The sequence below is a fragment of the Nonomuraea sp. KM90 genome (assembly GCF_052246675.1).
Lineage (GTDB): Bacteria > Actinomycetota > Actinomycetes > Streptosporangiales > Streptosporangiaceae > Nonomuraea.
The window spans coordinates 74,920-96,446 of the sequence record NZ_JBQQCB010000030.1 but is presented as its reverse complement, the minus strand read 5'-3'; the positions used below and the strand labels follow the sequence as shown (position 1 = coordinate 96,446).

The window sequence follows — 21,527 nt, the reverse complement described above, 5'->3', positions numbered from 1 at the left end:
CGTACGCGGTGCGGGGGATCTCCGCCGGGGCGCGGAAGGAGCGCGGCTCACCCGCCGGGCAGTCGACCTCGGCCACGCCGGTGTCGGAGTAGGAGACCGAGATCTCGAAGCACACGACGGCCACCGCGGCGGGACTCGGGGAGCTCGTCCTGCCGAGCGGCTCACCGTCCCGATCCACCGGGCTCGTGGCGCGGATCCGCAGCAGGACGCGTCCCTGGTCGCTGACGCTGTACCTGGTGCCGGTCACGGAGTACACGTCGACGTCCGCGTCGCGGGAGAGCGCGTGGCCGATGTCCTCCGAGTTCCAGGACAGGCCGCGGCCGAGCCGCTCGGCGATCTGTTCGGCGTGGGTACGGGCGGCGCGGGCCGCGGGATCCTCGCTGCAGGCGGTGAGGGCGAGCATCGCGGCGATGCACAGGGCGCTGGACAACCGGAGGAGGAGCATGATCTCTGACTACCTCACCACTCCGGCCGGGGCCGCCTGCCGTGTTCGGAAGGTGACATTCGGCGGCTGATCAGGGCAGGGAAGCGTGGTCTCGGGCGGGGAACGTGATGATCCCGGCATCGGCCCGCGCCGGGTTCGTGACCCCGGCGGCTCACGGGGACGACCGGCCAGGGGACGCGGTCACCGTGTCTCGACCGGGGTGATGCGGAAGACCGGATACCGCGCGGCGATCCGCTCGAACTCCGCCAGCGGCGCCCGCCGGTCCACCGGGATGTGGGTGCGGCCGCCCGGCGAGACGGCCAGGTAGCGGCGGAGGACGGGCGCACGGTCCCCGGCGTCCACCTCGTCCAGGCGTACGGTCTCCTGCCGGCCGTGCCGCAGCACCGCCAGCCCGCCGGCCGCGCGGACATTGCGCACCCAGTTGGTCTCCTGGCCGAGCATCGCCACCAGATAGCGCTCGCCCTCGTGGTCCGCGACGACCAGCGGGAAGGAGATGACCCGCCCGGTACGCCGGCCCGGCACCCGCAGGGTCACCATCCGCTCCGGTTGCAGCGCCCCGGTCGCGAAGACGGTGGCCCAGACGCGGTTGATCGCCCGGGCCAGCCGGTTGGGCCGGCCGCCGCGGTACAGCCAGCGGTCGAAGCGGTGCGTACGTGTCGATTCAGCACTCATGCGTGGCGTCTCCCTTTCCTGTACAACATTCATGAACACTGTACAGGAACACTGTACATGAACATTGCACAGGAGAACGTGCGTACAGTGGTCAGGTGGCTTCGGAGAAACTGACCCGCCAGGCCGTCGTCGATCGGGCGATGAAGATCGCCGACACCGACGGGCTCCAGGCGGTCACCATCCGCCGGCTCGCCGCCGAGCTTGGCGTCGCGCCCACGGCGCTGTACTGGCACGTCAAGAACAAGGACGAGCTGCTGTCCGCGCTCGCCGACCACCTGCTCGCGCCGCTCGTCGCCGGCCTGGCGCCGGACCGGCCCTGGGCCGAGCGCCTCCGTGCGGTCGTCACCGCCCTGGTGCAACAGACGCGCGCGCACCCCTACCTGTCCGCCCTCCTGCCGGTGATCGACAAGAGCGCGGCCGAGGGATACCTGCGGGCCACCGACACCGTGATCGGGCTGCTCGCCGAGGCCGGGTTCACGCCGCGGCAGGCCGACCAGGTGGCCTCCTACCTGCTGCTGGGCGCGACGGCGACGGTGTCCTGCCAGCCCGGTGGCGTGGACGGCGACGAGGAGGCGAGCGCGGAGCTCAGGCGGCAGCAGCGCCTCGACCTGGAACGCCTGCCTCCCGGCCGCTACCCCCACCTGGCCGCCTTCGCCGCCACCCTGTCCGACCCGCCCGACCTCGACGCCTACTACTCCTTCGGCATCGATCTCCTGCTGTCCGCGGTGGCGGCCATGGCACCGAAGGTCTGACCCGGCCGCGCCGCCAGGATGACGAGCCCGCCGGCGACGACCCCGGCGACGTACGGGGAGGGCACGAGAAGGACGCCGCCCAGCGCGCACCACGCCGCGAGTGCCCACCCGATCCCGGCGGGCACGGGGACCCCGCGCCCGGCGAGGTGCCAGGTCAGGCAGCCCAGGAGAATCAGGGGCACGGAGAAGCTGCCCGGCCCGGCCCAGAAGGTGACCTTGTTCTGCAGGGACGCCACCGTCTGAACGGCATCCCCGTCCAGGAGCGGGACGGCCGCCCACAGTCCCCTGTCCACCCACCCGGAGACGTTTTCCCAGGTGAGGAGGGCCAGTAAGGACAGGTGCCCCGCTCCGAGCACGAGCATGATCCCGCTTGCCCAGCGGAGCATCCGCTGGCCCGAGCTCATGGCGACGTCCCTGGCGTGCGCGCTCTTCGGCAGCCTCATGAGAGCTCCTTCTCGGTGTGTTTCTATGTTGGCCGACATAGGCTATACCGGTCAGCATTTGATCTGTCGTCGGGCATACCTGTTAGATGGGCCGCATGGCCACGCGACGTGACGAGAGGACTCAGGAGAGCCGCCGACTGCTGGTGGCGGCTGCCGCCGAGCTCTTCGCCGAGAAGGGATACCGGCAGACGAGCTTCGTCGACATCGCCGACAAGGCCGGCATCAGCCGCGGCTCCATCCCGTGGCATTTCGGAAACAAGCTCGGCCTGCTGGAGGCGGTGATCGACGACCAGCTCCAGGCGGTGCTGACCCGGTTCGGCGCGCCCGCCGATGATCCGCTCGGGCAGGTCGTCGACTTCATCCAGGTGCCGGCCACCCGCCTGTTCATCACGCTGCTCGCCGAGGCCGTCGAGGTGGGCTCGCCGATCCGCGAGCACTACGCGCGCCTCCACGCGGCGCTTCGCCAGGGGGTACGCGCCCGGATCCCGGCCGAGGCGCTGCCCCCGGGCGTCACCCCGGAGGCGTTCACGGTCGCGCTGGTGGGGACGATCATCGGCGTACACGCCCAGTGGCGGATCGCTCCCGAGGCGGTCGACCTCGAAGCCGTCCACACCGCGATCCGCGCCCTGTTGCCCGCGGGCCTCGCATAGCGGCGGGCCTCGCAAAGACCCGCGGGACTCGGACAGACGCGCGGGACTCGGACAGACCCGCGGGGTCGGCTCAGGACGGCTGCCGGCGGACGGCCGGGAGCCGGCTGAGTTGAAGGACGCTCACGCCGAACAGCAGCACCCCCAAGGGGACGTGCAGGGTCGTCGCGGCTGCGATGCCGAGCGCTATCTGCGCGAGCGTGAGCCCGAAGAACCCGGCCGCGTACAGGGCGGTCCTGGGGGAGCCGCGGCCCGGCCGCCACAGCAGGATCGCGACGATCAGGTGCAGCAGCGCCGCGGTGAACACCCCGTACGCCGAGATGCTGTGCAGCACCCGTCCGCTGGGCGAGGTCAGCAGCAGTCCGGCGGTGATCGGCGCGGCGAGGAGGGCGAGGGTCTGCAGGATGATCGCGACACGCAGGAACACGGCTGACTCCTTGACGACGGTGGGGCAGGGGCGGACGACGGCCGGGACGCGGGAAGCGTCCTGGCCGGTGTCGCAGGAGTCCGACGACACAACCGCCGGGAATGTGAGGTGAGGCCGATCTACTGCTGCGGTACCGCCGCCCAGGGCCGGAGCTTCTCGGGGTTGCGCACTGCCCAGATGCGCGTGATCCGGTCGTCCGCGACGTCGAACGCCATCACCGCCACGGTGACGCCGTCCACCACGCCCACCAGACCGGGCTGGCCGTTGACGGTCTGCTCCTGGATCGTCATGGCGGGCGCCAGGCCGGCGAGGGTCAGGGCGTAACGCACGATCTGCTCCGCGCCCTCCACCGGCCGGATCACGGTGTTGGCCAGGCCGCCGCCGTCGGCGATCACCTTGGCGTCGGGGTCGAGGAGGCCGAGGAGGGCGTCGATGTCCTTGGCCTCCCAGGCCAGCTTGAAGTCCCTGACGATGCCGGCGCGCCGGGCCGTGGGGGTCGGGGGCGCCTGGGACTCGCGGATGCGGCGGCGGGCCGAGGTGGCCAGCTGGCGGCAGGCCGCCGACGTGCGGCCGACGATCTCGGCCACCTCGGTGAAGGAGTAGCGGAAGACGTCGTGCAGGATGAACGCGACCCGCTCGGCCGGGGTCATCGATTCGAGCACGACGAGGAAGGCCATGTTGAGCGACTCGTCGAGGGTGACGCGGTCGGCCGGATCCGTGCCGGGCCGCGCGCTGACCCAGTCCGTACGGCCGGGCACCGGCTCCGGGATCCACTCGCCCACATAGCTCTCCCGCCGGGCCCGGGCCGAGCCGAGCAGGTCGAGGCAGATGCGGCTGGCGACCGTCGTCAGCCAGGCAGGGGGGTTCTCGATGGCCTCCCGCTGCCCCTCGGACATGGCGTACCAGCGGGCGTACGTCTCCTGCACGACGTCCTCGGCATCGGCCAGCGAACCGAGCAGGCGGTAGGCGAGATTGATCAGGTGACGCCGCTCGCTCATGATCGCGTGGTTGGTCATGGTGTCCTCGGTTCCCTCGGTGCGATTGCCTCACCGGATCGACGAGACACCGGGCCGGACTGTGAGGCGGGCGCGCCACCTCACAGTTTCGGCCGCCGGGTCGTCGTACTTGCTGAACATCATCCAGCACTCAAGAAGGAAGTTCTCCGATGTCCACACCCACGACGGCCGAGCAGGACAACCTCCAGTCGCGTCTGCCCGACCCGGCCGAGTTCTTTCCCGAGGTAGGGACGATCGCCGGAGCCATGACCAAGGCCACCATGAACGGTGCGATCCCGCGCACGACCGTCGGCCTGGTGCAGCTCCGCGCCGGGCAGATCGTCGGCAGCACGTACCACACCGTCCGGCAGAGCGACATCCTTCGCAAGTCGGGTGAGACGGAGGAGCGCATCACCGCCGTGGCCTCCTGGCGGGACGCTCCCTACTTCACCGACGCCGAACGGATCGCGCTGGAGCTCGTCGAGGCCGTCCTCACCCCGAACCCGTCCGGGGAACGCGTCCCCGACGAGCTGTACGCCAGGGCGTCCGCGCACTACGACGACAAGGCACTCTGGACGCTCACCATCGCGATCGGCCAGATCTGCTTCTTCATCCCCGTCGCCCTCATCGCCAAGCCGATCCCCGGCAGGCCGATCGGGAAGAACTACAGCAAGTGACACCCGGGGCAGGCGCCGGCACATCCTAAGGGCAGGCCGGCGCCTGCACCGCGCGCCTCTCCAGGCGGCTGCCAAGCGGCAGCGTGACGGACATGACGTTGCTGGGGATGTCCAGCTCGATGCGGTGCCAGCGCCCGCGCGGCACGATGACCGCGGTCCCGGCCGCCAGCCTGATCTCCTCCTCCTGTTGCCCCGGCAGCTCCGGACGGAGGAAGAGCCGGATCTTCCCGACGAGGCACGACACGATCTCCTCGGCCTCGGGATGGACCTCCCAGTGGTCGGCGTGGACGTCGGCGCCGGTCTTCGCATGGAAGGCCGTCAGGCGCCAGCCGTCCTGGTCGGGGTCCGTCGTCCGTTTCCCGGCGCGGATCTCGCCGCCCTGGTGGAGGTGGATGGAGGCCGCCAGGAGATCGATCGGGGTGACGGTCATGCCGCGCCGACCTCAGCCGGCCATGGCCCGGCGCAACGCGGCGCCGAGTTCGGCGACCTGCCGCTGCGACACCTCGGCGGTCGGGATGGCCTGCGAGCCGTGGAAGGTGCCGGGCCACTGGTGCAGCTCGACCGGCACGCCCGCCTGCAGCAGGCGCAGCGCGTAGCCGATGCCCTCGTCGCGGAGCGGGTCGAACTCGGCGGTGGCGATGTGGGCGGGCGGCAGGCCGGACAGGTCGTCGGCGCGGGCCGGGGCGGCGTACGGCGTGGCCGGCGCGGAGCCCAGGTAGTGCCGCCATATCGCGGCCAGCTTGTCGCGGTACAGCCAGGGCGTGTCGGTGAAGTTCCGCGCCGACCAGGTCTCCAGCCGGTCGTCGAGCCCGGGCTGGTTGAGCAGCTGGAAGCGGATCGCCGGCCCCTGCTCCTCGCGCGCCCGCAGCGCCACCGCGGCCGCGAGCCCCCCGCCGGCGCTGTGCCCGCCGACCGCGATCCGCTCCGGATCGACGCCGAGCTCGGCGGCGTGCTCGGCCGTCCACTCCAGTACGGCGTAGGCGTCGTCGAGGGCGGCCGGGAACCGGTGCTCGGGGGCCAGCCGGAAGTCCACGGAGATCACCACCGCGCCGGAGTCGTCCGCGAGCCGGGCGGCCCACGGGTGGTCGGTGTCCAGACTGCCCATGACCAGGCCGCCGCCGTGCAGCCAGACGATGGCCCCGTGGGCAAGGTGCGGGCGATAGATCCGTACCGGTACGTCCGGGTCGGCGGGCACCGTACGGTCCTCGACCTTCATGCCCGAGATATCCGGTGCCGGCCGCATGGCGGCCCGCTCGGCGAAGACCTTGCGCGAGGCGATCGGGTCGGCCAGATCGTCCTTGGGAAACATCGGGAGGAAAGGCTCCAGTTCGGGATCCATGCCGGCCATCCTGCCGGTCGCCACTCCGGAGTCCATCCGCCATCTGTCGGGCATTTCGCCCGGATCGCGCGTAGATCGGCGCAATCTTCTGGACAGGGAGGACCTATTCTCCTGGCATGGAGGCACTCGCCCAACGGCTGTCGCAACTGGACTCGCACGTCGAAGGCGCGATCCGCGTCGTCGCGTTCTACGACACGCTGATGCGCCGGCGGGTGGACCTCCCGGCGCTCGCGCGGGCCTCGGCCGGCCTGGCCGAGTGCGTGGCCGGGGTCCGGCTGCACGGCACGGGGCGGGTGATCCGCATGGCGCCCGACGGCAAGGAGGCGACCACCCCGCCGTCGCCCCCGTCCAGCACGGCGCCGATCACCCTCGACGACGAGGAGATCGGCACGGTGTGGCTGGAGCGCCCCGGCCGGCCCAGCCCCCTCGACGAGGTGCTGCTGGACCGGCTCGCCATCGCCGCCGCGGGGGTCGTCGAGAGGTACGGCCCCGCCCGCACCACCATGGCCGACCCGGCCCTCGTCGAGCTGGCGATCAGCGCCAACATCGACGAGGCGGCCAGGGCCCGGGCGCTCCGGCTCCTGGGTTTCGCCGCCGACCTGCCGATCCGCGTCGTCGCCGTACACTCGCGGCTGCCGCTCGACCAGGTCGGCGCCCTGGTCTGCCCGGCCCGCCCGGTCAAGGCGGCGCCGCTCGCCGACGCGGGCGTCATCCTGGCCACCACCCTGGATCCGGCCGGGATCCCGGCGGGCGTCCGCGCGGGCGTCGGCGGCGCCGAGAGCCCCGACCGGTCCTGGCAGCAGGCCCGCACCGCCCTCCGCTTCACCACCGCCCGCCGGCCGGTCGTCCACCACGGCGACCTGGGCGCCCTGGCGCTGCTGGCCGAGATCCCCCAGGACGCCGCCCGCGGCAACGCCGACGTGATCGCGATCGCCCGGCTGGCCGGCACCCCCGAAGACCTGGAGACCCTGGACGCCTACTGCGCCACCGGCTCCCTGCGGCAGGCCGCCGACCTCCTCCACCTGCACCACAGCAGCATCGCCCGCCGCCTCGAACAGATCGGCAGGAGCCTGGGCATCGACCTGACCGAGCCCACCGGCCTGACCCGGGCCAGGATCGCCCTCACCGCGTGGCGGCTGCTCGACGACTGACGAGACCCTCTAGGGGATCTTGTATTCCTGCGCCGCGCCGCAGTAGCTGATCCCGATCGGCGAGTTGCTGAACCGGCACACCTGCACGACCACCCGGTCGATGCTCCGCACCCCCGTCGGGTCGGACAGCCCGAAGGAGAGCTTGACCTGCTCGTTGTCCGCCTTGTACGTCTCGGAGTCCACGAGCTCGGTGCCGCGGTAACCGCGGAAGGTGGCCGTGGAGTGCAGGTTGTCGGGGAAGCAGACAGTCGGGCGGGCCTCGTCGTACAGCGAGCCTTCGACTTTGACGAGCGGCCGGACGACCGGACCGTCGTACCGTTCGATCGTGCCCTCCGTGACCCCGCGGCGGCACGAGTCGCCCGAGTCCGCGGCGAAGCTCACCGCCGTCTGGGCGGCCATGGCGGGTGGGGCGGCCAGGAGTCCGGCGGCGAGGACAGCACTCATCGTCAACCCGGTGAGCAGACGCACGACATCACCTTTCGTTGTGTGAGAAGATCCGGCACCCATCGTGGTGAGCGTCCGTCCGCCTGCCAGTGCCCGCGGTTACAGCCCGGCGATCGGGAAGCCGCGAGATCCTCTTCGCCGCCGTCGACGCCGCCGTCGACGCCGACGCCGACGCCGACGGCGGGGCTTTTCGGCAGGCCGTATACGCTGTTGCGAGATCGCTCCCGCCCCCGAGGAGGTCCCTTCATGACCACGACGTTCGGCGCGATCGGCAGCGGGCGGCGGACCCGGTTCTTCCTGCGGCTGGCCGCGGCGATGCCGGACCGGCTGCGGGTCAGCGGCGTCGTGACCCGCAGCGCGGAGCGGGCCGGCGAGGTGACCGCCGAGTGGGGCGTACCGGCCTTCCCCTCGATCGACGACCTGCTCCGGCACGAGCGGCCCGACTACCTCGCCGCGGCGGTCCCGTGGGCCGCGATGCCGGACGCGATCCGTGCGGCGGTCGGGCATCGGATGCCGGTCCTGGCCGAGACGCCGCCCGCGCCCGACCTCGACGGGCTGCGGTCACTGTGGCGGGACGTGGGCGGCAGCGGCCTGGTCCAGGTGGCCGAGCAGTATCTGCTGATGCCCGGACACGCGGCCCGGCTGGCGCTCGTCCGGCAGGGCGTGATCGGCGAACCGACCTCGGTCCAGGTCTCCTCGACCCACCTGTACCACGCGGTGTCGATGATCCGCGGCCTGCTGGGCATCGGGTTCGACGCCGCCGAGGTACGCGCCTCGGCGTTCGAGGCGCCGCTCGCCGACCCGCTGGGGTTCGGCGGGTGGACGGGTGACGACACGCCGCGACGCCTGACCACGACCATCGCCACCCTCGACTTCGGCGGCCGGATGGGCCTGTACGACTTCACCGACAACCAGTGGTGGAACCCCCTGCGCATGCGCCGCATCGTGGTGCGCGGCTCGATCGGCGAGCTGGTGGACGACCGGGTGGTGCGGCTTGTCGACCCCTCGACGCCGGTGGAGTCGCGGCTGATCCGGCGCGACACCGGCATCGACCTCAACCTGGAGCTGCGCGACCTCAAGCACATCAGCTTCGACGGGCGCGTGGTCTACCGCAACCCGTTCGAGGGAGCGGCCCGGTCCGACGACGACATCGCGGTCGCGGACATCCTCGACCGCACGGGTGCCTGGGCCCGCCAGGAGGGCCCGCCTCCCTACCCGCTCGCCGAGGCGTGCCAGGACCACCTGATCAGCCTCGCCATCGGGGAGTCGGCGAGGACCGGTGCCCCGGTCACCACCGGCAAGGAGGCCTGGGCGGGATCGAGCATCTAGACTCCGGCTGGTGGGAAGTTGGCCGCCGCGGCCGGGCTCGCGACCGGTTCGCTCAGGCTTAGGGGCGTTCGCCGCCGGGGTGATCGGGTTCATCGCCCTGGCCGCGACGCTGGGACTGGTCCTGGGCCAGCTGGCCGCGCAGCGACCGCCTGCCCCGGCCCTCAGCTCGACCCCGCTGCCGGGCGCCGACGTCGTCACCGGGAGCCTGGAGCGGAACCCGATCTACGCGGCGTCCCCGCTGACGGGCGAATGCCGCGCCCCGGACACGGCTCGGCCGGCCTTCCTGCACGCCATGGCCGACTGCATGGACCGGTCATGGCAGGCACTCCAGGCGACCAGCGGGCTTTCCTCCGGGCTGCCCACCCGGGTCTTCTGGTCCGAACCCGGCCGGGGCGCCTGCGGCGACTACCCGGAGCCGGACGCCGCCGCCTTCTACTGCCCCGTCAACAACGGCATCTACCTCGGGGTGGACGAGGAGGAGAACGCGATGCTCCTGACCGCGATCCTCGCCCATGAGTACGGGCACCACGTCCAGGACAACGCGGGCATCGGCGACGCCGCCGCGGAGCGGGAGGTCTCCACCTCCGACGAGGGCGCGACGCTCGCCATCAGCCGCCGCTACGAGCTCCAGGCCGACTGCTTCGCGGGCGTCTGGTTCGCCGCCGTCCGTGACTCGCTCCCGGTGTCCGCCGAGGACTGGCAGCTGGTGCTGGCCGATTTCGCCCGGAGAGGCGACACGGGCGACGAGCGGACCCACGGGCGGGGTCAGCACGGCGCCGCCTGGCTGAACGGCGGGTTCCGGGGCGGCAGGCCGGGCCACTGCAACACGTGGACCGCCCCGGCGGCCGAGGTGGACTGATTGGCTGCCGCGCGGGCTACAGCCGGCGGAGCACGTGCATGGCCTCGCTCTCGATGCGCGCGAGGTCGTGGAGGATGGCGCCGGCCTGGTCGAGGTGCGCGGCGTCGCCGGTCTCGCCGGCCTTCGCGATCAGGGCGGCCACGTCCGTCCACATGACGGCGGCCTCCCCGTACAGCCGGTGGCCGGTACGGAGGCCGCCGTCGTCGATCAGCCCGGCGCACTCGCCGAGAAAGTCGCGATAGAGGGCCCGGAACAGGGCACCCCCGGTGCCCGCCCGCTCCATGAGCAGGGCGGCCTGCGGCAGGTCCCGCTGCGGCTGCTCCGCGCGGGACAGCCAGGTGGGCACCTGCCGGGCGGCCTTCTCGATGCCACGATGGCCCAGGTTGGCGATGGGGGCGGCGAGGAAGGCCGCGGCGCACGCCGTGATCGCGGGGACGAGCCGCTCCTGCCAGGGGACGGGGTGCGCCGGCAGCGCGATGGTGAAGGAGCGGCTCCTGGCGGTCATCGGGCCGCGCGCCGCCCGCGCCTCGGCCAGGCCGGCCCGGCTGGTGCGCACCGCCCCGCCCTGCGGCCCGGTGTCCACCAGGTAGGCATCGTGCTCGTCGTAGCCGTACATCGCGACGACGTGCCCGCCGAAGTGCACCTTCGACCGGAAGTAGTCCAGGTGGTAGCTGTCGAGCTGGAGCCCGACGGGCCGGCCGGCGTCGATCTGGGCGGCCACGTTCGCCCACGCCCTGCGCGGTGAGGTGGTCTCCTCGGTCCCCAGGGTCAGCCCCAGCCTGGCGGCCAGGTTCCCGGTGAGCTCGAACGGCCTGACCCGGCCGCCGAGGAAGGGGACCGCCATGGCCTTGCTGTCCCAGTAGACGAAGGACAGGCCCGAGCCGAGCCCGAACAGCATGGGCTCGGACAGATCGAGCCCCTCGTGCCGCAGCAGCACCCCGAGCGCCGTCGTCTCGCAGTGTTGCGTGTCGCGGGCCTCGACGCCCTTCACGATCGTCATGCGGTTGCTCTCCTCCAGGTGCGCGCCGTGGGACGAGCATGGAGTCTGCCATGGGGGGAGAGTCCAGTCACAAGGCGAAACTATACCGGTTGGCCGGTATAGTTTCAGGGTGCCCAGAACCAGTTCCAAGGAACGCCTGCTCGACGCCGCAGCCGAGGTGCTCCTGACCGAGGGGGCCGACTCGCTCACCCTCGAAGCCGTCGCCAGGCGGGCCGGGGTCTCCAAGGGCGGCCTGTTCTATCACTTCCCGACCAAGCAGGCGCTGGTCGCCGCCATGGTCGAGCGCCTCACGGCCACCTTCGACGCCGCCCTCGCACAGGCCGGCCACCGCCCGGGCGACTACCTGCGCGCCTACATCGAGGCCACGATCCCCGAACGGCCCGTCGCGCGGGCCCCGGCCGACACGGTCACCGTGGCGCTGCTGGCCGGGGTGCTGATCGACCCGGCCGGGCTGCGGCCCCTGCGGGAGCGATATTCCGCCTGGCAGGCCCGGCTGGCCGACGACGGCATCGACCCCGCCGCCGCCACCGCCGTACGGCTGGCCGTGGACGGCTGGTGGGCCGCCCGGCTGCTCGGCCTGGGCGAGCCCGAGCCCGAGCTGCACGAGCGCACCCGCCGCTACCTCCTGGAGCTGATCGACCGTGCTGCGCACCACTAAAGCCCTGATGCTCGTCACCGATCTGGGCTTCCTCGTCTACTTCGGCGTCACGGGCCTGGGGCTGATCCCGCCGGAGTGGGCGTTCGCCGACTACGCCAACCCGCTCATGGCCGACTGGAACTGGTCCTTCCTCTGGATCGACCTGCCGGCCGGCGTCACCGGCCTGACGAGCCTGTGGCTGGGGCGCCGGCGGCAAGGCGACGGCCTGCCCCTCATGCTGATCTCCCTGGTGCTGACCATGGCCTCGGGACTCATGGCGATCGCGTTCTGGACCCTGCGCGGCGACTTCTCCCTGGCCTGGTGGATCCCGAACCTCTACCTCGTGCTCTTCCCGATCCCGGCCGTCGCCTGCCTGGCCACGAGCCGGATTCTGCCGCGGACGTCCGGTGGGGCCGGGGAGGTGGCCGGTCGGTGAGCGCGGACGACGGCGTGTCGCTGGCCCGGCTCGTCCATCGCCTGGAGGAGGTGGTCGGCGAACTGCGGGGGATCCCCGTCGACGTCGAGCGGGTGGACGACGACGCGCTCGTACGGCAGCAGATCGCGCAGGTCGTGCCCGCGGCCGGCGAGCTGCGCGCCATGCAGCCGCTGAGCTCGATGGAGAAGGGCTCCCAGGAGCAGCGGAGCAGGCGCAGGGTGCTCGAGGCCCTGGAGCGCGGCATGACCATGCGGACGATCATCCATGCGAGCGTGCTGGACGACCCCGGCAAGGTGGCCCGGATCAGGCAGCTGCACGCCTCCGGCGACCGGCACCGGGTCGTCGAGGAGCCGATCCAGCAGGTGCTCATCTTCGATCGCGCCGTGGCGTTCCTCCGGATGACCCCCTTCGCGTACGCGCCGGGCACCCTGGTGATCAGGCAGCAGAGCCTCCTCACCGCCCTCATCGACCTGTTCGAGCGGACCTGGGACAGGGCCAGGGAGATCGACGAGCCGACGCACCGGCTGAGCGCGCGCGAGCGCGAGGTGCTCGCCCTGATCGCGGAGGGGCGCTCCAACAGCGCCGTCGCGCGGGCCCTGTCGATCACCGAGGCGGCCGTCGGCAAGCACGTGGCCGGCGTGTTCGCCAAGCTGGAGCTGCGCGAGACCCCTGATGACAACCGGCGGGTGCTGGCGGTGCTCGCCTACCTGCGGGGCACGGCGAGGTAGTGCCAGACCGACCGCCTACTCGCCCCAGCCCCCATGCGGCCGGGATCCGGCACGGAGTTCAATGAACGCCATGCAACGAATGACTGGGTTACTGGTGGGCGCGATCTTCGGCGCGGTCTTCGTCGTCGTCAACGCGCAGAGCCCGCTGGACGCCGTGACCGCGAACATCCTGCGGGCGGCCGCCTGCCTGGCGGCCGTCGCCGTCGCCGGCATGTGGGTCGCCACCGTCCGGCGGGAGCGGCCCGGGGCGGGGGAGCGGCGGAGCATGTACGGCCGCGGCTACCTGGTCGTCGTCGCCGCCGAGGCGATCCTGCTCTTCGGCGGCCTCCGGGTGCTGGCCGCCTGGGGCAGCCCCGAGCAGGCCAACGTGGCGTGGGTGGCGCTGGTGGTGGGCGTGCACTTCATCGCGCTGGCGCCGGTCTGGAAGGACCGGGGCATCGCCGTGCCCGGCGTGGTCCTCACCCTGCTGGGCGCCGGCGGCCTGGCGCTGGCGTCGACGGCCGCGGTCGCCTGGGTGCCGCTGGTCAGCGGCGTGCTGTCGGGGGTGGCGCTGCTGGCCGGCGCCGTCACCTTCGGCTGGCGTGCCGTGACGGCTCGTACGGCCTAGCCGTACCTAGCCCTCGGCCCGCGTGGCCGGCGGGAGGGAGAGCAGCGCGGGGATGGCGGCCACGCCGGGCAGCAGGTGGGTGTGCCGGACGGCGCCGAGCGCGGCCGCGTCCTGGCTCCCGGTGAGCACGCCCGCCACGATCGCCGCGCCCGCGTTGGTGCCGGCGCGCAGGTCGCGGACGGTGTCGCCGGCCGTGAGGACCCGCCCGACATCGTGCACGCCGGTCGCCTCCATCGCCCGGAAGATCATGTACGGGGCCGGCCGGCCCACCGGGACGTCGTCCACGCACACCACCGCGTCGAGGAAACCGTCGTCCCAGCCGATCGAGCCCAGCAGCGCGTCGGTCACCTCGCGGTCGAACCCGGTGGTGAGCGCCACCTTGACGCCCGCGGCGCGCAGCGTGGCGATCGCCTCCGGCACCCCGGGCAGCGGGGCCGGCGGCGTCTCGGCGTAGGCGGCGCGCAGGCGCTCGCGGAAGTCGGCGAAGGCGCCCTCCACGGTCTGGGGGGCGGGAGCCCGGCCCGTCCCGCCGGTGAGCAGCGCGGTGATGGCCGCCCGCTTGTCGGCGCCCATCCAGTCGTGGATGTCGGCGGCGGCCGGCGTGCCGCCCGCTGCGCGGACGGCCTGCTCAAGGGCGACATAGACGGCGCCGTGCTCTTCGACGGTGGTGCCGGCGATGTCGAGAACCGCCAGTTCGATCATGGTTGCGCTCCTTGGAGGAGGTCGTCGGGGCAGCCGCGCAGCAGGGCCGGGTGGGCCTGCTGGGAGTTGTCGATCGTGAAGGAGACGAGGTCGGGGCGGTAGCGGTCGTCGGAATACTCGACCGGGACGCCGTCGGCGGAGGAGGTGCGGCGGCGTTCGCGCAGCAGGGCCGAGCCGGGGGAGACGGCCAGGAGGGCGGCGTCGGTCTCGTCGGCGACGATCGCGTCGATCACGTGGCGGGCCGTGCTCAGGTCGACGCCGCGACCGCTCAGGTACGCGAAGACCGACCCCTGGTCGCAGTCGAAGTCGAAGAGCAACCGGCCCACGGACCAGACGAACGTGGTGCGTTCCACCATCGCGGGCACGCCGTCCAGCAGCCGCAGGCGCAGCAGCTGGACGACCGGGGCGCCTTCGTCCACGCTCAGCGCGTCGGCCGCCTCGGCGGTGGCCGGGCGCCGCGCGATCTCCACCGTGCGCTGGCCCGGCGTGTGACCCGTCCGCTCGGCCCACCGCGAGAACGACAGGAACGTCTCGAACGGCTGCGGCATCGTGTGGCTGCGCACCACCGGCGGTTTGCCGCGCCCGCCGCCGATCAGCCCCTCGGCGCGGAGCGTGGCCAGTGCCTGGCGGATCGGCCCGCGCGAGGCCCCCCACTGCTCGCACAACTGCGACTCGGAGGGGACGGCGGCGCCCACCGGCAGGTCGCCGGAGCTGATGCGACGGCGCAGATCCGCTGCGACCCGTTCGTGGAGATGCCCGTCCATGCGACTTGACCATACAGGAGGTCGAGCACGTCGCGGCAGTGGCCCCGACCGCAGAACAGCATATCCACCTGCGGAGATGGCGACCGAGAAAACAAGGGGTGACATGTCTCCGGCGCCTGTTGACACCTCGGTGGCGGACCGGACACCTTACTTGTCATGACAAGTCATCAGCCGTCGGGCGGATCCCTCGGCTCGGCCGATCTCGTCGTCGTCGGTGCCGGCATCGTCGGGCTCGCCCACGCGGTCGACGCGGTGCGCCGCGGGCTGTCCGTCGCCGTCGTCGAGCGCGACGAGCGGGCCGTCGGGGCCTCGGTCCGCAACTTCGGGCACGGCTGCTTCACCGCCCAGGACGGCGACGCCCTGCGCTACGCGACGGCCGCCAGGACCGCCTGGCTGAGCCTGGCGCGGGAGGCGGGGCTCTGGCTCAACGAGGGCGGCACCGTGGTCGTGGCCAGGGCCGACGACGAGTACGCGGTGCTGGCGGAGTTCAGCGCCGCCCGCGACGGCCAGGCCGTCCTGCTCGACGCCCGCGGGGTGGCCGAGCGGGTGCCGGTGGGCCCCGGCGTGGTCGGCGGCGCCTGGCTGCCCATGGACGTACGCGTCGACCCGCGCCAGGCCGTGCACGCCATCGCCGGCTGGCTGGCCCGCCGCGGGGTGCGCTTCCACTGGGCCACCTCCGCCCACGTCGTGGAGCCGGACGCGGTGGTCACCGGCCGCGGCCGGGTCAGGGCCGGCCGGGTGGTCGTGGCCGTCGGCCACCACGTGCACCGGCACTTCCCCGACCTGGCCGAACGGTCCGGCCTGCGCAGCTGCGCCCTGCACATGCTGCGGGTGGCCGACCCGCACGGCCGCCGCGTCGATCCCGCCGTGCTGTCCGGCTTCTCGCTCCTGCGCTACGACGGCTTCACGGCCTGCCCCACCGGGCCGGCCCTGCGCGCGCGGATGGAGTCCGAGCACCCGGGGCTGGTCGACATCGGGCTGAACCTCATGTTCACCCAGCGCCCGGACGGCGACCTGATCATCGGCGACACCCACGCCTACGCGGGCACGTTCGACCCGTTCCAGGCCGAGGAGCTCGACCGCCGGGTCCTGGAGGAGACCGCTCGCCTGCTGGGCGCCGGCCCGCTGACGGTGCGCGAGCGCTGGCGCGGCGTGTACGCCTCCGCCCCGGCCCCCTTCCTGGTCGCCACCCCCATGCCCGGCGTACGGGTGGTGTCGGTGACCTCGGGCATCGGCATGACCACCGCCCTGGGCCTGGCCCCCGAGGTCCTCGACGACCTCCTCGCCTGACCGCGCCCCGGCACCGGGAAGAACCCCGCGCTCGCACGACGCCTAGGGATCCGCCGGTTCCGGAGGCGGGTCGATGACCACGGGACGCAGGCGCGCCCACACCACGAAGGCGATCGCCACCACCGCCATGGCGATGCCGGCCCACAGGTTGGCGTTCACGTCGCCGGTCTTGGCCCGGTCCTCTGCCGTGTCCACGACGAGACCCAGGACGATCAGGACGATGCCGTAGAAACCGATCAGCCAGGCGATGACGACGCGAACGTCGAAGGCGCCGGCCCTGCGCGGTCCGGCGCTGTCCGGCGCCCCGCCGTCGCGGCCCGTAGCGGGCTCCACCTTGCTCATGTCCGACTCCTCAGCAGGTCGTGGATCAGCGGGACGATCATCGGAAGATCACATTGAGGACGGTGACGAGCACCAGGGAGATGCCCGCCAGCTTCGTCGGCGCGCGGTACCAGGGCAGCCGGCTCGCGGCCGGGTCGGTGCGCAGCGCCTTGGGCGTCTACGACAGGACGAGCCCGCTGAGCTCGCTCGCCGGCTTCGGGGAGGTCACCAGGGTGACCAGGACGCTGACCGTGATGTCCACGACGAACGCCACGCCCGCGGAGAGGAACGCCGCCCCCTGCCCGGGCAGGTCCATGGCGCCGAGCTCGTTGGCCAGCCAGACGGCGATCGCGCCCAGGGTCCCGGACACCAGCCCCACCCACCCCGCGGTCGCGGTCATCCGCTTCCAGAGGATGCCGAGGATGAAGGTGGCGAACAGCGGGGCGTTGAAGAAGCCGAACAGGGTCTGCAGGTAGTTCATCAGGTTGCCGTAGCCGGCCGCGATGAACGCGGTGCCGATGGCCAGGACCGTCGCGCCGACCGTGGCCCACCGGCCGACCTTCACGTAGTAGTCGTCGGGCCGGTCCTTGCGCACGTACTGCTGCCACAGGTCGTAGCTGAAGACGGTGTTGAAGGCGGAGATGTTGGCCGCCATGCCGGCCATGAACGCGGCGAGCAGCCCCGCCAGGGCGACGCCGAGCAGCCCGTTGGGCAGCACGTCGCGGATGAGCAGGATCGAGTCGTTGTAGGTGACCCCGGCGGCCTGGTCGCCGGCCTTGAGCCGCATCACCTCGGGCACCAGCACCCCCGCGATCATCCCGGGGATCACCACGATGAACGGGATGAACATCTTCGGGAACGACGCGACGATCGGCGTGCTGCGCGCCGCGGACATCGAGCTGGTCGCCAGCGCCCGCTGGACCTCGACGAAGTTCGTGGTCCAGTAGCCGAAGGAGAGCACGAAGCCCAGGCCGAAGACAATGCCGATGACGGACAGGACCGGGTTGGCGAACCCGGACAGCTCGCTGCCCGGCCACGACCGCAGCTGCTCGGCACCGCCGACCGAGGCGGTCACCTTGTCGATCAGCCCGCCGACGCCGCCGACGCGGTGCAGCCCGATGAGGGTGAGCGGCAGCAGCGCGGCGAGGATGACGAAGAACTGCAGGACCTCGTTGTAGATGGCCGCCGACAGGCCGCCGAGGGTGATGTAGCTGAGCACGATCGCGGCGGCGAGGATGAGGGCGATCCACAGCGGCCAGCCCAGGAGGCTGTTGACCACGGTGGCCAGCAGGAACAGGTTGATCCCCGCGATGAGGATCTGGGCGAGGGCGAAGCTGATCGCGTTCACCAGGTGCGCGCCGGTGCCGAAGCGGCGGCGCATGAACTCCGGGACGCTGCGCACCTTCGACCCGTAGTAGAAGGGCATCATCACCACGCCGAGGAAGAGCATGGCCGGGATGGCGCCGATCCAGTAGTAGTGCACGGTCGGCATGCCGTACTCGGCGCCGTTGGCCGACATCCCGATGATCTCGACGGCGCCGAGGTTGGCCGAGATGAAGGCCAGCCCGGTGATCCAGGCGGGCAGCGACCGCCCCGACAGGAAGAAGTCAAGGCTGCCGGAAACTCTGCGCCGTGCGGCCAGCCCGACCAGCAGCACCACTGTGAAATAGGCCAGGACCAGCACATAGTCGACAACGTTGGCGCCGATCCTCAGCGGATCGTCCATGGGAATCCCCTCTCCCCCGGGGCGGGGCTAGTGCGTGCGGGCATGCCTGACAGCGTCTTGCGGACCGCGGGCACTCGCATCCGTAGGTCCCGGGGGGACGGACCCCTGGCCTGAGAACCCCGGGCGGACCGGGGGTGCGGCGTGACCTGCTCGTGTTGCGCCGGTCCTTGCATCTGATGAATGATTCTCGCGTCAGACGGAAGGGGTGGGCGTGGCCAGAGGGGCGGAGCGGCCGCGAAGACCTGCCCGGCGCGCGTCGGGCGGGAGCCTCAGGTGATCGTCGGGCGGGAGGCCCAGATCCAGGCTGTGGGCGTCCTGCTGAGTGAGGCCACGCGGGGCCGTGGTGGCGCCCTCGTCGTACGGGGAGAGGCCGGGATCGGCAAGTCGGCGCTGTGGGGCGAAGCCTGCGCGGCGGCCCAGGCGCTCGGGATGCGGGTGCTGACCACCGCGGGCGTGCAGGCCGAGGTGCAGCTGCCGTACGCCGGGGTCCGGCATCTGTTCCGCCGGCTGGGCCCGGAGCTGGGTGAGGAGCTGGGCCCGGAGCTGGGTGGGGCCGCGGACGAGTCGCCGTTCCGGGTCGGCGTCGAGGTGCTCGACCTGCTCGGCCGGCTCGACCAGCCGGTCCTGCTGGCCGTGGAGGACGGCCACTGGCTCGACCGGGTGAGCTGGGAGGTGCTGGCCTTCGTCGCCCGGCGGCTGGAGTCCGACCCGGTCGCGCTCGTGGTGACGGCCCGCGACGGCGAGGACGTCGACCGGCTCCTCGCCGCCGCCGCGCTGCCGGAGCTGCGGCTCGAACCGCTGGAGCCGGACCAGGCCGGAAGCCTGCTCGACCAGGTCGCACCCGGGCTCACGCCCGCCCTGCGCGAGCGCGTGCTCGCCGTGTCGTCCGGCAACCCGCTCGGGCTGATCGAGCTCGGCGGGCTGGCCGCCCGTTCCGGCGGCGCCGCGCTGCTCCCGTCGCGGCTCCCGCTGAGCGCCCGGGTGGAGCGCACGTTCGCCGGGCTGGTCGGCGAGCTGCCCGCGGCGACGCGCGCGCTGCTGCTCGTGGCGGCGCTGGACGACGGCGACGACCTCGACGAGGTGCTCGCGGCGGCGTCCCGGTTCGAGGACCGGCCGGTCACGGCCGACGACATGGAGCCGGCCGTGGTCAGCCGGCTGGTCGGCGTGGACGATCAGTACCGGGTGCGGTTCCGGCACCCGCTGCTGCGCTCGGCCCTGCGGCAGTCGGCGAGTGCCGCCCAGCGGCGGCGGGCGCACGCCTGCCTCGCGGCGGTCGTCGCCACCGAGAACCGCCAGGTGTGGCACCGCGCCGCCGCCGCGGCCGGTCCCGACGAGGCCCTCGCCGCGGACCTGGCCGCCGTGGCCACCCGGGCCCGCTACGCGCAGGCCGCCTCGATCGCGCTGACCGCGATGGAGCGGGCGGCGCAGCTCAGCGAGGACCCGTACGAGCGCGGCAGCCGGCTGCTGTGGGCGGCCACGACGGCGGACGAGCAGGGCGACGCCGCGACGGTACGCCGCCTGCTGGAGCTGGTGGACGAGGCCCGGCTGCGCCCGGCGGACCTGGCGCGGCTGTCCTGGTACCGCGAGGCGTATCTCGGCACCGGCTGGACCGGCAGCGCGCGGCTGGGCGTCTACGTCGAGCTCATCGACACCATCCGGAGCGCCGGTGAGATCGAGCTCAGCCTTGAGGCGCTGAGCAGCATCTGCCTGCGGTTCTACTGGTCCAACCCCGACGACCGCACCCGGCTCAGGTTCGTGGAGGTCGCGGAGCTGATCGAGGCCCCGGCGGGCGACATCCGGGTGCTCTGCGCGCTGGCCCAGGTCGCCCCCGTCGAGCGGGGCACCTCCTGCCTCGACGGGTTGACGGCGTTGCAGTACCGGCTGGACCTGACCCCTCGGGAGCGCTACGACCTCGGGTTCGCGGCGTCGGCGCTGGGCGCGTACCCGCTGTCGAACACGTTCCTGGCGGCGAGCGCGGAATCGCTGCGGACGCAGGGCCGCATCGGCATGCTGACGCAGGCCCTGACGAGCCTGGCCTACAACGCGGCCGCCGCCGGCGACGCGCGGGCCGCCGTGTCCGCCGCGACGGAGTGCGCGGCGCTGGCCACCGAGACCCGGGCGTCGGTCTGGGAGCTGCAGGCCCGCCTGCAGCTGGGCATGGCCGAGGCGCTACGCGGCAACGATGAGGTCACCACCGAGATCGCGGATGCCGCGGAGAAGACGATGTTCTCGGCCGGCATGCACGCGATGCTGTCGCTGACGCAACGCATCCGCGGCATCAACGCGCTCGCCGCCGGGCGGTTCGAGGAGGCGTACGGGCAGCTGCGCCGGGTGTTCGGCCCGGGCGACGTCGCCTACCACCCCTACCTGCGCTTCACCCTCGTCGGGCACCTGACCGAGGCGGCGGCGCACTGCGGCGCGCTCGACGAGATCCGCGACGTGGTGACCGAGCTGACCCCGATCGCCGAGCGGAGCCGCTCGCCCGTCCTCGTCACGGGGCTCCGTTACGCCGGGGCGGTGCTGGCCGACGACGGCGCGGCGTACGAGGCCGCGCTCGCCGCCGGGGACCTGCGTGACTGGCCGTTCGAGCGGGCCCGCCTGCAGCTCACGTACGGCGGATGGCTGCGCCGGCAGCGCCAGGCGGCGGAGTCGCGGCCGCTGCTGCGCGCCGCCGCCGCCACGTTCGACGCGCTCGGGGCGGCGCCGTGGGCGGAGCGGGCGCGGGCCGAGCTGCGGGCCACGGGCGAGTCCCGGCGCAAGCCGATCGACGCCATCGACGCCCTGACGCCGCAGGAGCAGCAGATCGCGCGGCTCGCGGCCGACGGGCTGAGCAACCGGGAGATCGCCGAGCGGCTGTTCCTGTCGCCGCGCACGGTCACCACCCACCTGTATCGGATCTACCCGAAGGTCGGCGTCAAGTCGCGCAGCGAGCTCGCCGCCATGATGGCCGACCGGCCGCTCTGACGACACCGACCGGCGGGCCCGGCCACGCGGCTCCCTCGCCCGCGCGGCCGGTCCCGGCGCCCCGCCGCGCGGCCCCCTCGCCCCGCGCGGATGGGCATCGCGATGGCTCGTGGATGCGGGGATCCCGAGTTCCATCGCCGCCAGCGTCGGCCCCCCAGGGTGCCGTTCGCAT

At 72.8% G+C, this 21,527-nt stretch carries 25 protein-coding genes; 12 read left to right on the top strand and 13 right to left on the bottom strand.

Features of this window, described 5'->3' with window-relative positions; genetic code table 11:
* Both ACTWPW_RS27785 and ACTWPW_RS27780 read right to left on the bottom strand, forming a co-directional pair.
* A partial coding sequence (locus ACTWPW_RS27785; RefSeq protein WP_443170357.1) for a hypothetical protein occupies positions 1-445 on the bottom strand: 445 nt, incomplete at its 3' end.
* A gap of 180 nt (positions 446-625) precedes the next feature.
* A complete protein-coding gene (locus ACTWPW_RS27780; protein WP_443170356.1) occupies positions 626-1,117 on the bottom strand; it encodes a nitroreductase/quinone reductase family protein in 492 nt (163 codons plus the stop codon).
* A gap of 95 nt (positions 1,118-1,212) precedes the next feature.
* On the opposite strand from ACTWPW_RS27780, the gene ACTWPW_RS27775 reads away from it, so the two are divergent.
* Positions 1,213-1,869, top strand: a complete 657-nt coding sequence (locus ACTWPW_RS27775) for a TetR/AcrR family transcriptional regulator (protein ID WP_443170355.1) — start codon at positions 1,213-1,215, stop codon at positions 1,867-1,869.
* On the opposite strand, the gene ACTWPW_RS27770 is transcribed toward ACTWPW_RS27775, so the two are convergent.
* On the bottom strand, positions 1,809-2,312 hold the full coding sequence (locus ACTWPW_RS27770; protein WP_443170354.1) for a hypothetical protein: 504 nt from the start codon (positions 2,310-2,312) through the stop codon (positions 1,809-1,811). The genes ACTWPW_RS27775 and ACTWPW_RS27770 overlap by 61 nt on opposite strands.
* A gap of 95 nt (positions 2,313-2,407) precedes the next feature.
* On the opposite strand from ACTWPW_RS27770, the gene ACTWPW_RS27765 reads away from it, so the two are divergent.
* On the top strand, positions 2,408-2,962 hold the full coding sequence (locus tag ACTWPW_RS27765; RefSeq protein ID WP_443170353.1) for a TetR/AcrR family transcriptional regulator: 555 nt from the start codon (positions 2,408-2,410) through the stop codon (positions 2,960-2,962).
* A gap of 70 nt (positions 2,963-3,032) precedes the next feature.
* Here ACTWPW_RS27765 and ACTWPW_RS27760 read toward each other — a convergent pair whose 3' ends face one another.
* Entirely contained in the window at positions 3,033-3,386 is a 354-nt protein-coding gene (locus tag ACTWPW_RS27760; RefSeq protein ID WP_443170352.1) for a hypothetical protein, read from the bottom strand.
* A 119-nt stretch (positions 3,387-3,505) separates the two neighbouring features.
* Positions 3,506-4,402, bottom strand: coding sequence for an RNA polymerase sigma factor SigJ (sigJ, locus tag ACTWPW_RS27755; protein WP_443170351.1), 897 nt, complete (start codon positions 4,400-4,402; stop codon positions 3,506-3,508).
* Positions 4,403-4,551: 149 nt separating this feature from the next.
* Between sigJ and ACTWPW_RS27750 the strand changes: the two genes are divergently transcribed.
* Complete coding sequence (locus tag ACTWPW_RS27750; RefSeq protein ID WP_443170350.1) at positions 4,552-5,058, top strand: carboxymuconolactone decarboxylase family protein; 507 nt, start codon at positions 4,552-4,554, stop codon at positions 5,056-5,058.
* Positions 5,059-5,083: 25 nt separating this feature from the next.
* Here the strand turns inward: ACTWPW_RS27750 and ACTWPW_RS27745 are convergent, their stop codons facing one another.
* Together ACTWPW_RS27745 and ACTWPW_RS27740 are read right to left on the bottom strand one after the other, a co-directional pair.
* The gene (locus tag ACTWPW_RS27745; protein ID WP_443170349.1) at positions 5,084-5,488 is read right to left on the bottom strand and encodes a cupin; all 405 of its coding nucleotides are present in this window, start codon (positions 5,486-5,488) and stop codon (positions 5,084-5,086) included.
* Between the two features lie 12 nt (positions 5,489-5,500).
* Positions 5,501-6,397, bottom strand: coding sequence for an alpha/beta hydrolase (locus ACTWPW_RS27740; RefSeq protein ID WP_443170348.1), 897 nt, complete (start codon positions 6,395-6,397; stop codon positions 5,501-5,503).
* Between the two features lie 116 nt (positions 6,398-6,513).
* On the opposite strand from ACTWPW_RS27740, the gene ACTWPW_RS27735 reads away from it, so the two are divergent.
* Complete coding sequence (locus tag ACTWPW_RS27735) at positions 6,514-7,548, top strand: PucR family transcriptional regulator (RefSeq protein ID WP_443170347.1); 1,035 nt, start codon at positions 6,514-6,516, stop codon at positions 7,546-7,548.
* Positions 7,549-7,557: 9 nt separating this feature from the next.
* Here the strand turns inward: ACTWPW_RS27735 and ACTWPW_RS27730 are convergent, their stop codons facing one another.
* On the bottom strand, positions 7,558-8,016 hold the full coding sequence (locus ACTWPW_RS27730; RefSeq protein ID WP_443170346.1) for a hypothetical protein: 459 nt from the start codon (positions 8,014-8,016) through the stop codon (positions 7,558-7,560).
* Positions 8,017-8,238: 222 nt separating this feature from the next.
* Between ACTWPW_RS27730 and ACTWPW_RS27725 the strand changes: the two genes are divergently transcribed.
* On the top strand, positions 8,239-9,321 hold the full coding sequence (locus ACTWPW_RS27725; RefSeq protein WP_364130701.1) for a Gfo/Idh/MocA family protein: 1,083 nt from the start codon (positions 8,239-8,241) through the stop codon (positions 9,319-9,321).
* Positions 9,322-9,400: 79 nt separating this feature from the next.
* Positions 9,401-10,180, top strand: a complete 780-nt coding sequence (locus ACTWPW_RS27720) for a neutral zinc metallopeptidase (RefSeq protein ID WP_443170345.1) — start codon at positions 9,401-9,403, stop codon at positions 10,178-10,180.
* A 16-nt stretch (positions 10,181-10,196) separates the two neighbouring features.
* Here the strand turns inward: ACTWPW_RS27720 and ACTWPW_RS27715 are convergent, their stop codons facing one another.
* A complete protein-coding gene (locus ACTWPW_RS27715) occupies positions 10,197-11,180 on the bottom strand; it encodes a BtrH N-terminal domain-containing protein (protein ID WP_443170344.1) in 984 nt (327 codons plus the stop codon).
* A 109-nt stretch (positions 11,181-11,289) separates the two neighbouring features.
* Here ACTWPW_RS27715 and ACTWPW_RS27710 point away from each other — a divergent pair, with 109 nt between their 5' ends.
* The 4 genes from ACTWPW_RS27710 to ACTWPW_RS27695 all read left to right on the top strand — a co-directional run bounded on the left by ACTWPW_RS27710 (position 11,290) and on the right by ACTWPW_RS27695 (position 13,588).
* Positions 11,290-11,838 carry a TetR/AcrR family transcriptional regulator gene (locus tag ACTWPW_RS27710; protein WP_443170343.1) on the top strand — a complete coding sequence of 183 codons (549 nt, stop codon included), beginning with the start codon at positions 11,290-11,292 and terminating at the stop codon, positions 11,836-11,838.
* Positions 11,822-12,253 carry a DUF5360 family protein gene (locus ACTWPW_RS27705; RefSeq protein WP_443170342.1) on the top strand — a complete coding sequence of 144 codons (432 nt, stop codon included), beginning with the start codon at positions 11,822-11,824 and terminating at the stop codon, positions 12,251-12,253. The genes ACTWPW_RS27710 and ACTWPW_RS27705 overlap by 17 nt, the downstream gene beginning before the upstream one ends.
* Positions 12,250-12,981 carry a LuxR C-terminal-related transcriptional regulator gene (locus tag ACTWPW_RS27700; RefSeq protein WP_443170341.1) on the top strand — a complete coding sequence of 244 codons (732 nt, stop codon included), beginning with the start codon at positions 12,250-12,252 and terminating at the stop codon, positions 12,979-12,981. The genes ACTWPW_RS27705 and ACTWPW_RS27700 overlap by 4 nt, the downstream gene beginning before the upstream one ends.
* Positions 12,982-13,051: 70 nt before the next feature.
* On the top strand, positions 13,052-13,588 hold the full coding sequence (locus ACTWPW_RS27695; protein WP_443170340.1) for a hypothetical protein: 537 nt from the start codon (positions 13,052-13,054) through the stop codon (positions 13,586-13,588).
* 6 nt (positions 13,589-13,594) lie between these two features.
* Here the strand turns inward: ACTWPW_RS27695 and ACTWPW_RS27690 are convergent, their stop codons facing one another.
* Positions 13,595-14,290, bottom strand: coding sequence for a phosphonatase-like hydrolase (locus ACTWPW_RS27690; protein WP_375113717.1), 696 nt, complete (start codon positions 14,288-14,290; stop codon positions 13,595-13,597).
* Positions 14,287-15,054: a GntR family transcriptional regulator gene (locus ACTWPW_RS27685; protein ID WP_443170339.1), complete on the bottom strand. Its 768-nt coding sequence runs from the start codon at positions 15,052-15,054 to the stop codon at positions 14,287-14,289. The genes ACTWPW_RS27690 and ACTWPW_RS27685 overlap by 4 nt, the downstream gene beginning before the upstream one ends.
* 156 nt (positions 15,055-15,210) lie before the next feature.
* Here ACTWPW_RS27685 and ACTWPW_RS27680 point away from each other — a divergent pair, with 156 nt between their 5' ends.
* Positions 15,211-16,344, top strand: a complete 1,134-nt coding sequence (locus ACTWPW_RS27680) for a TIGR03364 family FAD-dependent oxidoreductase (protein ID WP_443170338.1) — start codon at positions 15,211-15,213, stop codon at positions 16,342-16,344.
* Between the two features lie 42 nt (positions 16,345-16,386).
* On the opposite strand, the gene ACTWPW_RS27675 is transcribed toward ACTWPW_RS27680, so the two are convergent.
* Positions 16,387-16,686 carry a hypothetical protein gene (locus ACTWPW_RS27675; protein ID WP_375113714.1) on the bottom strand — a complete coding sequence of 100 codons (300 nt, stop codon included), beginning with the start codon at positions 16,684-16,686 and terminating at the stop codon, positions 16,387-16,389.
* Positions 16,687-16,843: 157 nt separating this feature from the next.
* Positions 16,844-18,391: a sodium:solute symporter family protein gene (locus tag ACTWPW_RS27670; RefSeq protein WP_443170337.1), complete on the bottom strand. Its 1,548-nt coding sequence runs from the start codon at positions 18,389-18,391 to the stop codon at positions 16,844-16,846.
* A gap of 273 nt (positions 18,392-18,664) precedes the next feature.
* Between ACTWPW_RS27670 and ACTWPW_RS27665 the strand changes: the two genes are divergently transcribed.
* Entirely contained in the window at positions 18,665-21,355 is a 2,691-nt protein-coding gene (locus ACTWPW_RS27665) for a helix-turn-helix transcriptional regulator (RefSeq protein WP_443170336.1), read from the top strand.
* Positions 21,356-21,527: the final 172 nt, after the last annotated feature.

Coding starts and splice junctions, on each gene's coding strand:
- ACTWPW_RS27780 (WP_443170356.1), bottom strand. CDS start 1,117: ATGAGTGCTGAATCGACACGTACGCACCGCTTCGACCGCTGGCTGTAC.
- ACTWPW_RS27770 (WP_443170354.1), bottom strand. CDS start 2,312: ATGAGGCTGCCGAAGAGCGCGCACGCCAGGGACGTCGCCATGAGCTCG.
- ACTWPW_RS27765 (WP_443170353.1), top strand. CDS start 2,408: ATGGCCACGCGACGTGACGAGAGGACTCAGGAGAGCCGCCGACTGCTG.
- sigJ (WP_443170351.1), bottom strand. CDS start 4,402: ATGACCAACCACGCGATCATGAGCGAGCGGCGTCACCTGATCAATCTC.
- ACTWPW_RS27750 (WP_443170350.1), top strand. CDS start 4,552: ATGTCCACACCCACGACGGCCGAGCAGGACAACCTCCAGTCGCGTCTG.
- ACTWPW_RS27745 (WP_443170349.1), bottom strand. CDS start 5,488: ATGACCGTCACCCCGATCGATCTCCTGGCGGCCTCCATCCACCTCCAC.
- ACTWPW_RS27740 (WP_443170348.1), bottom strand. CDS start 6,397: ATGGATCCCGAACTGGAGCCTTTCCTCCCGATGTTTCCCAAGGACGAT.
- ACTWPW_RS27735 (WP_443170347.1), top strand. CDS start 6,514: ATGGAGGCACTCGCCCAACGGCTGTCGCAACTGGACTCGCACGTCGAA.
- ACTWPW_RS27725 (WP_364130701.1), top strand. CDS start 8,239: ATGACCACGACGTTCGGCGCGATCGGCAGCGGGCGGCGGACCCGGTTC.
- ACTWPW_RS27715 (WP_443170344.1), bottom strand. CDS start 11,180: ATGACGATCGTGAAGGGCGTCGAGGCCCGCGACACGCAACACTGCGAG.
- ACTWPW_RS27695 (WP_443170340.1), top strand. CDS start 13,052: ATGCAACGAATGACTGGGTTACTGGTGGGCGCGATCTTCGGCGCGGTC.
- ACTWPW_RS27690 (WP_375113717.1), bottom strand. CDS start 14,290: ATGATCGAACTGGCGGTTCTCGACATCGCCGGCACCACCGTCGAAGAG.
- ACTWPW_RS27685 (WP_443170339.1), bottom strand. CDS start 15,054: ATGGACGGGCATCTCCACGAACGGGTCGCAGCGGATCTGCGCCGTCGC.
- ACTWPW_RS27680 (WP_443170338.1), top strand. CDS start 15,211: ATGACAAGTCATCAGCCGTCGGGCGGATCCCTCGGCTCGGCCGATCTC.
- ACTWPW_RS27675 (WP_375113714.1), bottom strand. CDS start 16,686: ATGAGCAAGGTGGAGCCCGCTACGGGCCGCGACGGCGGGGCGCCGGAC.
- ACTWPW_RS27670 (WP_443170337.1), bottom strand. CDS start 18,391: ATGGACGATCCGCTGAGGATCGGCGCCAACGTTGTCGACTATGTGCTG.